This is a genomic window from Pseudoalteromonas prydzensis (assembly GCF_011050055.1).
GTDB lineage: Bacteria > Pseudomonadota > Gammaproteobacteria > Enterobacterales > Alteromonadaceae > Pseudoalteromonas > Pseudoalteromonas prydzensis_A.
Genome location: NZ_DRGM01000210.1, coordinates 1 through 14,379, shown reverse-complemented (window position 1 = coordinate 14,379; position 14,379 = coordinate 1). Strand labels below are relative to the sequence as shown.

At 39.5% G+C, this 14,379-nt stretch carries 19 protein-coding genes, 2 tRNA genes and 1 pseudogene; 10 read left to right on the top strand and 12 right to left on the bottom strand.

All coding sequences use genetic code 11. The features are described 5' to 3' along the window. Window positions 1–18: 18 nt before the first annotated feature. The 3 genes from ENH88_RS21435 to ENH88_RS21425 form a co-directional block, all read right to left on the bottom strand. Entirely contained in the window at window positions 19–261 is a 243-nt protein-coding gene (locus tag ENH88_RS21435) for a hypothetical protein (RefSeq protein ID WP_304185455.1), read from the bottom strand. Window positions 262–438: 177 nt separating this feature from the next. Continuing rightward, the gene (locus tag ENH88_RS21430; protein WP_304185454.1) at window positions 439–954 is read right to left on the bottom strand and encodes an ABC transporter permease; all 516 of its coding nucleotides are present in this window, start codon (window positions 952–954) and stop codon (window positions 439–441) included. Window positions 955–970: 16 nt separating this feature from the next. After that, window positions 971–1,294 carry an ATP-binding cassette domain-containing protein gene (locus tag ENH88_RS21425; RefSeq protein ID WP_304185452.1) on the bottom strand — a complete coding sequence of 108 codons (324 nt, stop codon included), beginning with the start codon at window positions 1,292–1,294 and terminating at the stop codon, window positions 971–973. Between the two features lie 145 nt (window positions 1,295–1,439). Between ENH88_RS21425 and ENH88_RS21420 the strand changes: the two genes are divergently transcribed. Both ENH88_RS21420 and ccoG read left to right on the top strand, forming a co-directional pair. After that, complete coding sequence (locus tag ENH88_RS21420) at window positions 1,440–2,858, top strand: sigma-54 interaction domain-containing protein (RefSeq protein WP_304185450.1); 1,419 nt, start codon at window positions 1,440–1,442, stop codon at window positions 2,856–2,858. Window positions 2,859–3,002: 144 nt separating this feature from the next. Next, entirely contained in the window at window positions 3,003–4,385 is a 1,383-nt protein-coding gene (gene ccoG / locus ENH88_RS21415) for a cytochrome c oxidase accessory protein CcoG (RefSeq protein ID WP_304185447.1), read from the top strand. A gap of 1 nt (window position 4,386) precedes the next feature. Here the strand turns inward: ccoG and ENH88_RS21410 are convergent, their stop codons facing one another. The 3 genes from ENH88_RS21410 to ENH88_RS21400 form a co-directional block, all read right to left on the bottom strand. After that, a complete protein-coding gene (locus ENH88_RS21410) occupies window positions 4,387–4,812 on the bottom strand; it encodes a hypothetical protein (protein ID WP_304185445.1) in 426 nt (141 codons plus the stop codon). Between the two features lie 175 nt (window positions 4,813–4,987). Beyond that, the gene (locus ENH88_RS21405; protein WP_304185443.1) at window positions 4,988–5,902 is read right to left on the bottom strand and encodes a M14 family metallopeptidase; all 915 of its coding nucleotides are present in this window, start codon (window positions 5,900–5,902) and stop codon (window positions 4,988–4,990) included. 112 nt (window positions 5,903–6,014) lie between these two features. Next, on the bottom strand, window positions 6,015–6,581 hold the full coding sequence (locus ENH88_RS21400; RefSeq protein WP_304185441.1) for a hypothetical protein: 567 nt from the start codon (window positions 6,579–6,581) through the stop codon (window positions 6,015–6,017). Between the two features lie 520 nt (window positions 6,582–7,101). On the opposite strand from ENH88_RS21400, the gene ENH88_RS21395 reads away from it, so the two are divergent. Next, entirely contained in the window at window positions 7,102–8,385 is a 1,284-nt protein-coding gene (locus tag ENH88_RS21395) for a sensor domain-containing diguanylate cyclase (RefSeq protein WP_304185440.1), read from the top strand. A 62-nt stretch (window positions 8,386–8,447) separates the two neighbouring features. On the opposite strand, the gene ENH88_RS21390 is transcribed toward ENH88_RS21395, so the two are convergent. The 6 genes from ENH88_RS21390 to ENH88_RS21365 are packed head-to-tail and all read right to left on the bottom strand — an operon-like array spanning window position 8,448 to window position 11,151. Further along, window positions 8,448–9,125, bottom strand: coding sequence for a pseudouridine synthase (locus tag ENH88_RS21390; RefSeq protein ID WP_304185439.1), 678 nt, complete (start codon window positions 9,123–9,125; stop codon window positions 8,448–8,450). 2 nt (window positions 9,126–9,127) lie between these two features. After that, on the bottom strand, window positions 9,128–9,457 hold the full coding sequence (locus ENH88_RS21385; protein ID WP_304185438.1) for a TusE/DsrC/DsvC family sulfur relay protein: 330 nt from the start codon (window positions 9,455–9,457) through the stop codon (window positions 9,128–9,130). A gap of 3 nt (window positions 9,458–9,460) precedes the next feature. Further along, window positions 9,461–9,727 carry a DsrH/TusB family sulfur metabolism protein gene (locus tag ENH88_RS21380; RefSeq protein ID WP_304185436.1) on the bottom strand — a complete coding sequence of 89 codons (267 nt, stop codon included), beginning with the start codon at window positions 9,725–9,727 and terminating at the stop codon, window positions 9,461–9,463. Beyond that, a complete protein-coding gene (gene tusC, locus ENH88_RS21375; RefSeq protein WP_304185434.1) occupies window positions 9,724–10,080 on the bottom strand; it encodes a sulfurtransferase complex subunit TusC in 357 nt (118 codons plus the stop codon). Before tusC ends, ENH88_RS21380 begins: the two co-directional genes overlap by 4 nt. Continuing rightward, window positions 10,077–10,430: a sulfurtransferase complex subunit TusD gene (gene tusD, locus ENH88_RS21370; RefSeq protein ID WP_304185433.1), complete on the bottom strand. Its 354-nt coding sequence runs from the start codon at window positions 10,428–10,430 to the stop codon at window positions 10,077–10,079. The genes tusC and tusD overlap by 4 nt, the downstream gene beginning before the upstream one ends. A gap of 55 nt (window positions 10,431–10,485) precedes the next feature. Further along, window positions 10,486–11,151: a Bax inhibitor-1/YccA family protein gene (locus ENH88_RS21365; RefSeq protein ID WP_304185431.1), complete on the bottom strand. Its 666-nt coding sequence runs from the start codon at window positions 11,149–11,151 to the stop codon at window positions 10,486–10,488. Between the two features lie 253 nt (window positions 11,152–11,404). Between ENH88_RS21365 and ENH88_RS21360 the strand changes: the two genes are divergently transcribed. The 7 genes and pseudogenes from ENH88_RS21360 to ENH88_RS21330 form a co-directional block, all read left to right on the top strand. Beyond that, window positions 11,405–11,495: transfer RNA gene (locus ENH88_RS21360), tRNA-Ser, on the top strand. Window positions 11,496–11,548: 53 nt separating this feature from the next. After that, window positions 11,549–11,639, top strand: a tRNA-Ser gene (locus ENH88_RS21355). 143 nt (window positions 11,640–11,782) lie between these two features. Beyond that, entirely contained in the window at window positions 11,783–12,178 is a 396-nt protein-coding gene (locus tag ENH88_RS21350) for a hypothetical protein (protein WP_304185429.1), read from the top strand. A 125-nt stretch (window positions 12,179–12,303) separates the two neighbouring features. After that, the gene (locus ENH88_RS21345; RefSeq protein ID WP_304185427.1) at window positions 12,304–12,765 is read left to right on the top strand and encodes a GAF domain-containing protein; all 462 of its coding nucleotides are present in this window, start codon (window positions 12,304–12,306) and stop codon (window positions 12,763–12,765) included. After that, window positions 12,762–13,040, top strand: a complete 279-nt coding sequence (locus ENH88_RS21340; protein WP_064666123.1) for a hypothetical protein — start codon at window positions 12,762–12,764, stop codon at window positions 13,038–13,040. The genes ENH88_RS21345 and ENH88_RS21340 overlap by 4 nt, the downstream gene beginning before the upstream one ends. 15 nt (window positions 13,041–13,055) lie before the next feature. After that, window positions 13,056–13,706: an RNA chaperone ProQ gene (proQ, locus tag ENH88_RS21335; protein ID WP_304185424.1), complete on the top strand. Its 651-nt coding sequence runs from the start codon at window positions 13,056–13,058 to the stop codon at window positions 13,704–13,706. 46 nt (window positions 13,707–13,752) lie between these two features. Beyond that, window positions 13,753–14,379 (top strand): annotated as a pseudogene (locus ENH88_RS21330) (tail-specific protease); the annotation flags it as partial.

Here is a 14,379-nt window from a genome sequence, read left to right as displayed (position 1 = left end):
GCAATGGCAATTTTGAGATTAAATTTTTACGTCAGTGACTTTTTTGTAGCCTTCAGACTCAAGCTCATCATTAACGCATTTTAACACGTATGGTTTAAGCTCTTCATTGCTGATGTCGTCGTCTTTAGCCCAGTTTAGACACATTTCTGTGTATTCTTTAATTGTTTCGGCTGGAGCGTCAACAGCATCATCTGCAACGGCAAATGTTGTATAAACGGCAAACAGAGGTGCGACAATAAGTGTTAGCAATGCTTTTTTCATTCGTTCATTCCTAAAAAAGTAGTGACTGTTGTTTTATGGATTCAAAAACAACAGTGATCCAATCAAGCAATACGCTGTTGGTAAGTGGATTTTTAAACGAAATGACAATAAAAGATAACGAAATATTTTTATCGTAAAGACAAATAGAGTGTAATAAGAGACTGTAAGATTGTGTTGTTATTTAAAGATACTCAACCACATAGCCTTTAAACTCGGTTCTTGTGCATACATATTCATGCCCATTTTAAAGGTGCGCGCGGCAAAAATACGTAAGTAATAAAAGCAGCCGATGCTCAGCAACAGTGATAACAGAGGTTGCCAAAATGCGAGCTCAACCAGCGACATACGTACTGGCATGACAGCAAATGCGGTAATTGGTAAGTAGCTCAGTACAGTTGTTAATAAACTATTTGGTGCATCAATAACAAAGAAAGCAATACCGATAGGGGCCACAGGCAGCATCATTAACGCGCTTTTACTACTGTGGTTAGGATCATCAATGCCCGCAGCAACAGCGGCCATAAATGCGGCGCAGATGCTAAGTCCAGCAATCGCAAAGGCAAAAAACCAAGGCAGTAATGACCAATTCACAAAATGTAAATCAAGCGCTTGTTGTTTAATCACCACAGTAAAAAACAGCATAGATAATACAATCGACAATAGCGTGCTAAGCATGGTTTTGACTGCAAGCAATATTTGCCCCAGTAACTTACCATCGAATAGCCGTGATCAATTGGATTTTTTGCTGATTTCCTTTCGAAAGTGTTTTTTCTGGGTAGAGGCCACGCTCCTCTGGCAGATAACCAAGTAAGTGGGCTGGGATCGACGCATATGTGTGCCCTGAATCAGTCAGTTCAATGGAGCCACTGTTTGCGCTAGAAAAGCCAACGAGCATTTTGACTAACGAAGATTTACCCGCACCATTGGGACCAAGTAATGCAAAAATTTCCCCAGGTTGTACAGTAAAAGACAGCTTATTCACGGCGACAACGCTTTGGTGGCGTTTCTCAAGATTGTTAATGATTAACGACATGTGTTCACTACACTGTTTTTTCTTATCTTAATAGTTAAAAGCTATTTATGTAACAGTTTATAAACAGCAAATTGTAAGTAAAGGTGTAAAAAGGCATCCATATAGGCATAATGCTCGTGATATTTCACGAATTTGGTGCACTGCAATGATAAAACAATTTTTAGACGATCCAAGCTTATTGCTAAACGCTGTGGGTGAGGGCATTTATGGCTTTGATCTAAGCGGTAATGCGGTGTTTGTAAACCCAGCCGCAGAGCGAATGACCGGTTGGCGAGCAGATGAGCTATTAGGTAAAAAAATTCATCAGTACCATCATCATAGCCATGCCGATGGTCGCCCTTATCCAGCGGATGAATGCCAAATATATTGTACTATGTTTGATGGTAAACACCGTCAAGTTAAAGGGGAAGTGTTTTGGCGTAAAGATGGTAGCCGCTTTGCTGTAGAATATACATCAACCCCAGTATATAAAGATCAGCAATTGATTGGTGCTGTCGCGATATTTCGCGATGTATCAAAGCAGCAACAAACCGAGCAGGCTCTACGCGATGCGTTAGCGCAAGTTAACCACTTAAGTGAGCAATTAAAAGAGCAAAATAATTATCTAATTGCAGAGCTTAATGAAGACTGGCAAGAGTCTGGTTTAGTTGGCAAAAGTCATATTTTTCAAACTATGCTAGAGCAAATAAAATTGGTTAGTCCAACCGACAGCACAGTATTGATCTTAGGCGAGAACGGCACGGGTAAAGAACTTGTCGCGCGCAACTTACATCGTTTAAGTGCACGTAGTAAACAATCGTTTATTAAGGTCAATTGTGCAGCATTTACGGCCAGTTTATTGGAGTCAGAGCTATTTGGTCATGAGAAAGGTGCGTTTACTGGGGCCAATGAACACCGTAAAGGTCGATTTGAATTAGCCGATAATGGCACACTGTTTTTAGATGAAATTGGAGAATTGCCACTCGAGGCACAAAGTAAATTACTGCGGGTACTGCAAGAACATGAATTTGAGCGAGTAGGCAGTAGCCAGACACGTAAAGTGAATATTCGGGTGATTGCTGCCACTAATCGTGACTTATGGGAGATGGTGCAATCAGGACGTTTTAGAATTGATTTATATTATCGGTTAAATGTTTTCCCAATTACAGTGCCACCATTAAAACAGCGTAAAGAAGATATTCCCTTGCTATGCAGTAACTTAATTGCACAGCTAAATAAACGCCTTGGTAAGCAGCTCAAAGGAGTGAGCAAAAAAGCCATAGCACAGTTACAAGCTTATGACTGGCCAGGCAATATTCGCGAATTACAGAATGTACTAGAGCGCGAGGCGATTTTGTCTAAACAGTCGGTATTACAGCTAAGTCAACCACTGCGTAGTGGAGCAGCTTTGATCAGTAATACAGCGCTGAATTTAGATGAGGTACAGCGGTTACATATTCTAGCGGTGTTAGAGTTGTCAAATTGGCAAATTTCTGGCAGCCAAGGCGCTGCAGTTAAGTTAGGTATGCCGGAGAGTACGTTGCGCTCAAAAATGCGCAAGCTTGCAATCAATAAAATGTCGTGATATATCGCGATTTCCGTTATATATCGCGAAGTCGATTTAAACATTTTATTTAAATTCTTTAATATTCATATAGTTATTTTATCTTTCAGTTTGGTCTGAAAGTTGCAAAAGAGTACTTAACCGTCACATTAAGTACTCGTAATTATGAAATTTGATATTAAAGAAGAAGATATGATCATCAAGCCCTATAACCATGAAGGGCCTATTTATATTCGTGAGCAAAAAGGATTTTTTCAGCGTATTCGCCGTAACCTGGGTTGGTTACTGATGCTGACATTTATTGTTATTCCTTGGCTCCCATACCATGGTCAGCAAGCGGTACTGCTCGATGTTGCGAGTCAAAAGTTTACTATTTTTGGGCTGACCTTACTGCCTCAAGACTTTATGATCTTGGCGTTGCTATTTATGCTAGGTGCCTTTGCGTTGTTTTTTGTTACCAATTGGCTTGGCCGGGTATGGTGTGGTTATACATGCCCGCAAACTATTTGGATGTTGATGTTTTCGTGGGTGGAGCAACGAATTGAAGGAACGCGTAATCAACGTATTAAATTAGATAAATCTGCCTGGACATTATCAAAATGGCAAAAGAAAATAATCAAACACAGCGCTTGGTTGATCATTTCTTTATTCACTGCCACATCGTTTATGGCGTATTTTATTCCGGCTAAAAGTCTGTATGGGGATATGTTTACTCTGCAATGGTCGGGGATCACTAGTTTTTGGGTATTTTTGTTTGCCTTTTGTACTTATGGAAATGCTGGTTTCTTAAGAGAAAAAATGTGCACCGTTGCTTGTCCATATTCACGATTTCAGGCAGTAATGTTTGATAAAGATACATTACTTGTCACTTATGACAGTGCGCGAGGGGAAAACCGTGGTCCACGTAAACGTAAGGCCGATCCGAAAGCGTTAGATTTAGGTGATTGCGTAGATTGCAATTTATGTGTGGAAGTGTGCCCAGCAGGGATTGATATTCGCAACGGCCTTCAATATGAATGTATTAACTGTGGTTTATGTATCGATGCCTGTGATGACACTATGGATAAATTTGGCTATCAAAAAGGCTTGATCAAGTACGCAAGCGAAAAACAGATGGCTGGCGAGCAAACTAACCCATACCGGTTAAAACTGGTCGGTTATGGTGCGCTCACGGTTTTATTAATGGTCAGTATGTTAGCGTGGTTAGTGCAACGCACGCCAATCGAAGTGTCAGTACTACGTGATCGTAACGCATTATATCGGGTAAATTATGAGGGCTTAGTTGAAAACCCCTACACCCTGACAATTATTAATAAAACTCAGCAGTTAGTGCATTACCGAGTCGCGATCAGCGGCCTTGATGTGGCTAAGTTACAGAGCCCTCAACTTACAGCTGTCGAAGCTGGTCAAATGAAGCGCATCCCAGTCACTGTTGTTGCCGATGGCTATGATTTACCAAATAAGCTCAATGCACTTGATTTTGTGATCACAGCCGAAGAAGACCACAGTATTAAGGCATCAATAGGCAGTGTTTTTTATCGAGACTAAGTTACGCAAAGTGCAATTGAGCTGCTTTATCGGCCATTGTTTGGTTAACAAAGGTTTTAGCTTGCGCTAAACATTTAAACAGACGATGGCGAATATCCACGCTCAGACCTGCATTGTGAATAATGCGTTGCATTTGATTGATTACGATAGCTGAATCAAAAATATAAGCGCTGGCAATGCATCCATTACGAACCATGGCAGAGACTAACAGTGTAAGTTGTTGCTCTGCTTGGGGAGTTGCAGCCAACAGATTTTGAGAATTACTAATATATCCCCATGGTTTATTGGCAAGCTGACTAACTTGTTCAAATAAGCCATTGCTAAATGCGGTCACTAAGCTTGCATTAAGATTGCCGCAGAAATCAGCGATGATAATATTTTGCTCGCGGTGTAAACTAACTTGACCATGTTTATTGCTAAATTTCAACGTGCTTCCTTGTGAGAAAATTTAAGAGCGCGAATTTTATACAATTTAAACGCGGAGTCTAGGTATTTTTTAATTTTTTATAAATTTGCATTAATTAATCAGTGAACAATATATAACCAGATTAAAAATGTCAGAATAGGGCCTAAATATAATTACCAATAGACCCTCGCGATAATTATTTTGTGAGCAGGTGATCCAATGCACCTTTGATCGCTGCAACTTGAGCTGTAATACATAGCTCCTCTGTTGCCGTTGGACTATCTGGGTACACCTCAGTCGTCGTGACATACTGTGCATCTGTAAAGCCCATACATAAACCGAGTTCTCGTGCTGCGTAATTGATCACACCATGTTGCTCTAGTGGCACACCAATGAGTTGATTGTTTTCATCACTGGGCGCGATTTGAGTTACTTTAGTGACAGTGTCAATAATCGCCTTTTGGAATTGTGGTTCAGGTTTATTGCTATCAGCGACAAGATAAAACCCGTCAGGAATATTCCAATTAGTGTTCACCTTGCCGTCACGAGCCGCAAGTGCAGGGCGAAACTCACTGTTGTCAGTGTCAGTTGTTTCATGCAGATCAATATGCGCTAATAAAGGTATATTTTGTGCTTTAATATAATTTATTAGTGCAGCTGACTCCGGTGCTGGGCTTGGTGAATAAAACGAACGGTTTGGATCTATGGCGGCTGGATTCCAACGATTAATGGTTTCATATCCCCATGGGCTAATACAAGGGGCAACCAGTAAGTTAAACTCTTTTGTATATTTCATACCTAGCGTTTTCATAAAATGTAATGCGCCATGAACACCGCTTGTCTCATAGCCATGCACGCCACCGGTGATCAAGATGCTCGGTTTATTCGATGCCCACTGTTTTGATTTAATAATAAAAAGAGGATAGCGAGTAGGATCAAAACTGAGCGCACCATATTGCTCAACCGCGAAATCATTATCCAGTTCGTTGATTAAAGTGACAACTTGTGATTGATAACTGCGTTTAATCGTTTGTTGGTTAAACCAGCACTGTTTATCTTTCTCATGCCAAGGCGTGCCTTGAGTACCTATTGGATAGTTATTTTCGCTCATAGAACCTTCATTTATTACAATAAAGGTTTAGCTTATCGCTGTGCTAACTTCACTGCAACTAGCTGCGACTAACACACAACGGTGAATTATCAATATTAAGCTTTATAAGCGGTTATCTGGACTCATATAAATTGGCATGTTGGCGCTTATGGGCTTCGAATAAATAGGCCCTGAGATGTTCTTTCCCTTGATGAATATGAGTGATCTTGGCGGCCATGCCTCGCTTACTAAAACGTACCGGCTCGATGTCGATAGTAATATTTCTCTTGTTTGGCAGGGTTAATTTTATTTGTTGATCAACCGCTAAAGGAGCCTTTTGAGTCGTAGATTTTAGAAAAAGCCCAGTACTTGAGATTGATTCTACTTCAAAGCCTTGGCTCTGAATATTGAGATTATCACCACGCCAACAGCGTTTTATTCCTCGTGTATCAATAACTTCAGGGGCGCTTAGTACTGGGGTCAAAACGCCTGTTTTATCAATTTTTATTGCAAGTGGAAACCATAATTGATAATCGCCAACTTCAGCCAGTAGTGTTAATTTTGTATTGTTTAGTAATTCAGCAATATTGGCAGGGACAGCGCTTTGTAATGTCAGCGTATGATTGTCCTGCAATTTTGCAGGAGTCGTCACTTGAAAAAGATCCGTTATAAAATTTAGTTCTTCATTGGTCATATCCATATAGCACCTGATCCCATGCACGCGATAATGCAATTAACACCGTATTTTCAAGTCGATAATCTATACATACAATTATGTATAACGGCAGCGCAGTAACATACTTGAGTTATTTAAGAAAATAAGCATATTGTGCGCCATAAAGTCGTCTTTTTAGATTGTTAAAATGTACAGGGGTTAGCACTTTTATACAGAGTCAGGTGATAAATCTACCCTTATTTATTCTTATATGAGAGATTTTTTATTGCTTAAATAATCATCGGCTAAATTTTAGTGCTAGAATTCACATAAATAACTGGACCTGATAAAGTTATTAAGGGTATTTTAAAGTTGTGATTTTTTTAACTGCAATTATAAAAATAGTTTTAGCATTGCTACCTTACTTTTATCTCGTTTACATTAATCAACTGCTCTTTACTAATCTTTTCACGCCGAATACTTTCATCTGCTTACATTCCTTTAAATTATTCTGGTGTACTTTTAAGTGCACGGTTTTTACGCGTACGTAATTAATGGGCAATATATGGACAATATTTTCTATCAACAATCAATAATTAACTTCGTTGCACAATATGCCTGCAACTCTAAATCACAATTAGTAACGATGGTTGATGATACGCGCAGTACTTTAAGAGTTGATGCGTATCGGGTGTTTGAAAATACCCTTTCAAATTATCAACAATGGGGTGTAATTGAATACAGTAGCTTAGATAGTCTGCTCAAAAGTGTTGCTGTGAATTTGAAAACGACAAGTGAGTCTGAGTCTTTTCTTGTTTCACAGCTAGCAACCTGGTGGCAAGAATGGTACTTCGCGCTATCGATGCATACAACAACGAGCCAGCATAATTTTGTTTCGGTACACCATAATATTGAACATTTAACGCAACATAATAAACCATCAACCCGTCAGCATGATTTGAGCGAATACGTTAATTTATTTACGCAAGTGCCCATACCTTTATGCAATGTATGTATGCACACCGAGAATATAATCCGCATAAACCAACGTTTTGTTGATGTGTTTGGCTACACTATTGACGATATTCCAACACTCAATGATTGGTGGCTTAATGCTTACCCTGATCCACACTATCTGGTGTGGGTGCGACAAACGTGGCAACAAGCTCTTAGCTTTGCGTTAGAAAATGATACTGATATTCAACCACAAGTTTATTGTGTTACTTGTAAAGATGGCTCCCATATAATGATGGAAATTTCGGGAAGATATTTTAAACACGAATTTTTAGCTATTTTTAAGGATGTAACACAGCATTTAGCTGTTGAAGATACACTTCGCGACATGGCTTTTGTAGACTCATTAACTCAAATTGCCAATCGACGTTGCTTTGATGACAAGTTAGTCAATGAACTTGAATTAATGCATAAAAAAATAAAACCGTTATCAATGCTCTTAATCGACATCGATTATTTTAAACAATACAACGACAACTACGGCCATATTAAAGGCGATGAATGCTTGTATCAAATTGCACAATGTATTGCGGCGACGATGAATCACGAAAAGGACTTTGTTGCACGTTTTGGCGGTGAGGAATTTGTGGTGCTACTGCCAGAGGCTGATCCGAAAAAGGCTTTACATAGTGCATTACAAATCCAGCAAGCCATTAATCAGTTAGTTATTAAGCATGAATATACTGATATTGGTTATATAACACTAAGCATGGGCATTAAAACTTTGCATAATCCCCAAACTGGCGATTATACCTATTTTGTTGATGCGGCAGATAAAGCCTTGTACCAAGCAAAAGGACAAGGCCGTAATTGTATTGTTGTTAGTGAAGATTGATAGCAAAATCAGCCAGCGCTGCTAGGCGCATTTAAAATAGCAGCGCTCAAATTTAGCTTACTTTATTGTTCATCAGCGATTACTTTAAAATGGCCATTATCAATTCCTTTTAACGTGTAGTCACCAATACGATAACGAATTAAACGTAAAGTAGGGTGGCCAATATGTGCTGTCATCCTTCTTACTTGGCGATTACGCCCTTCGGTAAGAGTAATACTGAGCCAACTCGTTGGAATGTTTTTTCGCTCTCTAACGGGAGGATTACGTGGCCATAAAGTTGGCTCATCTATACGTTTAACAATAGCGGGTAATGTGAGTCCATCTTTGAGCTCGACGCCTTGGCACAGTTGTTTAATTGCTGCATCAGTTGGCTCACCTTCAACTTGTGCCCAGTAAGTTTTACTGGTTTTTTTGTTTGGCGCTGTTAAAGTGTTTTGTAACTTGCCACAATTAGTGAGCAATAGCAGGCCCTCACTGTCTCTATCTAATCGTCCTGCAGCATACACATCTTTAATGGCAATAAAGTCAGCTAAGGTTTGTCTGTTTGCTTCATCAGTAAACTGGCACAACACATCAAAGGGTTTATTAAATAAGACAATTTTGCGCTCACTTGCGGCAATGGCTGGTTTGATCTCGCGCTTTATTGAGTTATTCACTTTTTTGGTTGTAATTGCACCGCGATTATAACTACGGCCGCTATTTCGACGTTTTGCTGTATTATTTGGTTTAACAGTTGTCATTGTTAAATGCACCGTGCCGGTTTTGGTAAACCGGCTATTTTAGTTGCTTGCTTAGCAGGGCCTTTAGGAAACAGTTTATAAAGGTAGATACTATTGCCTTTATCTTCACCTAGCGCTTTTGCCATTGCTTTAACTAACATTCTTATTGCTGGGCTAGTGTTGTATTCTAAATAGAAATTACGCACAAAATGGATCACTTCCCAGTGTTGAGAGGTTAATTCAATGTTTTCTTGCTCGGCAATAACGCAGGCTAATTGTTCATTCCATAACTGGTGATCAAGTAAGTAACCTTGTTTATCCGTGTCGATAATTTGATTATTAAATTCAAGCATGCGTTACCACGTAATAGAGTGAGATGTTGCTAATGTTAGCGCGACAAAGTCGTCATAACTAAGCGAATGATCGGGCTGATTGATTGTGATATCTCGTACCTTGGCGTCATCAGCAAGTATTAATAAGTGCGTTGCAAGTTGTCTAAATTGGCTAATAGCAAAGCATGCGTCACTTAATAATAGTACTTTGTCCGTTGGCTGGATCAGGTTAACTAATTGATCTGTGTTGTAATAGCCAAGTGGCTTGGAAAATATATGTAAGGTGCTCATAAGTTCACTATCTGTTGTTGCTGGGCAATCAGTTGACTTTGCTGCTGATAATTAAGCGCTTTTACTTCTACTACTAGGTTATGTTTATCAAGGCCATACTCGAGCAGAGACTTTTCACATACATAAATGTTTTCAACATCGTAAATTTCTAGTGTTTTAATGGTCTTAAAGTAATTTTTTAAACCTATCTGTTCAGGTTGTTGATGTTTTTTTAAGGCAAGTACCGCAGGACCGCTAAATAACCAGCTAATATTTTGCTCAACAGCAGCGAATATTAATGTCATATCTAATGCATCACGAATATGTAAGTCATCAAAAGGACTATGTTGGCTTAATACAAGTACATTGATCATTTAAACTGCACCCATTTGTCGGCATCACTAGCTAGCATGGCAAATTCAGCAAGACCTGCAACAGTGAACACGCCGGTATTGTTTATGTCTACACCACGCTTTTCAGCGGCAGTAACGCATAACATTAAATTGACCCCTTGCTGATGTAATTGTTGCCATAACGCATTAATCGGTAATTCATCAGCAGCCAAATCTAGTTGCTCGTTGGCATGAAAAACGCCGTTCTGATACAAAAAAATGGCATCGATGTTATGCCCTTGTGTTAAACATGCTTGTGCAAATTTAACCAAACGTTGCGTGGTATCATGATCCGATGGTGCATTGTGCAGAGAAAGTACAAATCGTGCCAAAACTATTCCAATAAAAAAGCCCCTAAAGAGGGGCTATTTTAACAGAACTATTTAATTAGTCATTATTTGCGCCAAGTAGTGCAAGCAATGAAGTAAATAAGTTATATACACTTAAATATAAAGAAACAGTTGCACGAATGTAGTTAGTTTCGCCACCGTTAATAATGCGGCTAGTATCAAATAAGATAAGACCAGACATAATTAATACAACCGCTGCATTGAGCACCATAAACATCAATGAACTACCAATGAAGATATTCACGATACTGGCGATGATCACAACGATAAGACCCACGGTTAAAAAACCACCCATAAATGAGAAGTCTTTCTTAGTGTTAAGTGCATAAGCAGACAGGCCTAAAAAGATCAAAGCCGTAGAACCTAACGCTTGCATAATAAGCATAGGGCCATTCGGCATAGCAGCATAATGGTTAAGCAGTGGACCAAGGCCAGCGCCCATTAAACCCGTGAATGCGAATACCCATGCAACGCCTGATGCACTGTCAGCTTTTTTATTTACCACAAATAATAGGCCGAAAGAAACAAGCGTGAAAACTAACCCCATAAAATAAGGGAGTTGTAATGCCATTGAGATACCAGCCGTCACAGCACTAAATGCTAATGTCATAGCCAATAAGAAATAGGTGTTTTTAAGTACCTTGTTTGTTTCAATGGTCGACATAACCGGTCTAGCGGTATTGTACGAATGATTAAATGCCATTTTAGAGCTCCTTTAGAAACCTGTTTTTAAGTTGTGATAATTAAACTGAAGTTAGATTACCAATACTTCTATATTAGGGCAAACCTTTGTAGTTCAATAGACCGATAATTAAAAAGAAAAGTTCAATTTTGCATGGTTTTTACTCTGCGCTGTGTTAAGAGTGTACAAATTAATGGTTTTTTAAGCAGTTAAACTTTTTTTTGAAAAAAAAGCTTCACAAAGACCACTGCCTTCTCTATTATGCAGGCCGTGCGGAGAGATGGCAGAGTGGTCGAATGCACCGGTCTTGAAAACCGGCAGGGGTTTATAGCCCCTCTAGGGTTCAAATCCCTATCTCTCCACCACCTAATTTAAAATAGTTGTGAGTACACTCTTACTCGTAACTTAAAGCAGTTTCGGAGAGATGGCAGAGTGGCCGAATGCACCGGTCTTGAAAACCGGCAGGGGTTTGTAGCCCCTCTAGGGTTCAAATCCCTATCTCTCCACCATATAAAATAGCCCGCTGATTAAGCGGGCTTTTTTGTGCCTAAAGTTTTTATTATTGAAAATTACGACCATAGTCTCTATTTCGATGTTGTAAAACATCATGCATCCTTAGTATTTATTCTAAGCCTGATTTTAAGGACGTATTATGAAGCATCGGCTTGCAAAAAGTGTTGGGTTATCATTACTTTCACCTGTGATCATCGGCAGTGTGTTAGGCGTTTATTATGCATTAACGCTCAATACCGATCCGCTGACTACCTTTTTCCAGTTACTCATGAGTGCGATAGCCAATGCACATATTGTCGGTTTAACCATGGCTGCGTTTGTCGTACCTGGGTATTTATTGATGTATAAGTACGCAAAAGTAAATTACTCAGGGGTACTGACATTAGGCTTACTTGGTGGTGCAATATTTAGTTATTTACTCAGCGCCACAGGCGGTATGGTATTTTTGATTAACACTGTAATGTCTGCACTTGCAGCAGGGTTATTTTTATATGGCCTAAGACAAGGTGCAGTAAAACAACAACCTCCTCAATAGCAGAATTATTAACCAAGCTTGCTGAAATTTAGGGCAAATTGTTTTTTTTTGCTTTGAAAAGGTTTCAATTATTGGCGACAAAGAGTACCTTTAGCTACTGTATGTTTGATAAGAAGTAGTTTGGTATGCAAAAGCAAGAATTTTACCAGTCATTAGTTAAACAAACTGAATCGCTAATTACTGGTGAGCCTAATATTATTGCCAATATGGCGAATATCAGCGCGCTGTTATTTACGTCACTTGATGATGTCAATTGGGCTGGGTTTTATTTAATCGACTCACCCACTGAATTAGTGCTTGGTCCGTTTCAAGGTAACCCTGCATGTATCCGTATTCCTGTCGGAAAGGGTGTCTGTGGGACTGCCGCTGCAACTGCGCAAACTCAACTTGTTGAAGATGTACATGCATTTGCAGGACATATTGCCTGTGATGCAGCGTCTAACTCTGAGATAGTAATACCTGTCCATAAAAATGGTGAAGTATTTGCAGTCTTAGATATAGACAGTCCAAGTATTGCTCGGTTTGATGCGGATGATCAGCAAGGTTTAGAAGCACTCGTAGCGTGTTTTGAGGCAACAATTGCATGAAAGACTTAGTAAATGTACAGGATTATCTGTTTGCCATCACCGATGTGGGTGATTGGGAAGGGGATGAAGAACATGTAGCGGAAACGCTCAACGATTTAATTCATATTGCCTGGGATCGTCTCCCTGATGACACGGAATGTGAATTAATTGATGAAATAATTAATGGTATTTGGGAACACCTTCGAGGTGATATGGCTGTAATTGAAGCCGACTTTGAAGAGCTGGTCGACTGGGTAACACACTACGTCGATTCGTCCCTTGATGAAAAGATGTGAAACATAGGTTCTAAAATGGAAACCACAAACAAGCTAAAAGATATTAATGAAGTGTTGGAATTTTTATATCAAGAATTCCCACAATGTTTTAAACAAAAAGACGGTATCAAGCCGCTGAAAGTAGGTATCTTTAAAGATATCGCTGAGCGAATTGAAGGGTCTGAAAAAGTTAGTAAAACGCAGGTTCGTCAAGCGCTTAGAAAATACACGTCGAATTGGCGTTATTTAGAAGCGGTGACTAAGTCTGAGTTTCGTATTGACTTAGATGGTAATCACGGCGCCAAAGTTGAGCAAGAACATATTGATCATGCTCAAAAGGCCCTTGAAGAAAGCCGTGCGAAAATGGCTAAGCGTAAAAAAGCGCAGCGCCCACGTAATGATTCAGACACAAAACCTTACAAAAAGAAACCTGGCCAATTCAGCAAGTCAGCTGATAAAAACGTTAAAGTTAACACTGCACCAGCGAAGGCTGCGCCGGTTAAACGTTCAGGTAAAATTGAACCTTTACCAGCAAGTGAGGTCAAGGTTAATAACAAAGTTAAAGTTAAACTTGGCCAAGCTCTTGTTAATGCCGTAATCACTGAAGTGAACAAAGATGATGTTCATGTTGAGTTGGTAACGGGCATGCAAGTTAAAACTAAAGCAGACAGCCTGTACATTATCTAAAAGCTGTACATTATCTAAAAGCTGTATATAAATTAAGGAGTTGTGTATGAGTCAGAAGTTTACGCTCATTCCGTTAGTTGCGGCCCTGTATTCGGGTTTATTATTTGCATCAGATGTTGCTGATGTCGCTGAAGTTGTTACGGCAAAAGACTTGCCAGTCCTTGCACAAGAAAGTCAGCATAGTACGGCTAGCAAACGGGTGACGAACTTATTTACTCGTGCACATTACAAACCTATTCGTTTTGATGACGCACTTTCAAGTAAAGTGTATGACCGTTATATCGAATCCCTTGATTTTAATAAAAGCGTCTTTTTGGCTGCGGATGTTGCCTCATTTGAGCAATACCGCAACCAATTTGATAATGCGCTGACCACAGGTAAGCTTGATTTTACCTTTGATATTTTCAACCTTAGTATGAAACGTCGTTTTGAACGTTATGAGTATTCGTTAAGTTTACTAGAAACAGAAATGACGTTTGATGAGGCTGATGAATATTACTTTGATCGTGAAGATGCTGAGTGGCCACAAACGCAGGCTGAGCTTGATGAGCTTTGGCGCGAGCGTGTTAAATATGATGCACTACGTTTAAAAATGACCGGCAAAGATTGGGCTGGTATTAAAAAAGTACTGACTAAGCGTTACCACAATGCGCAAAGACGTCTAGTACAAACC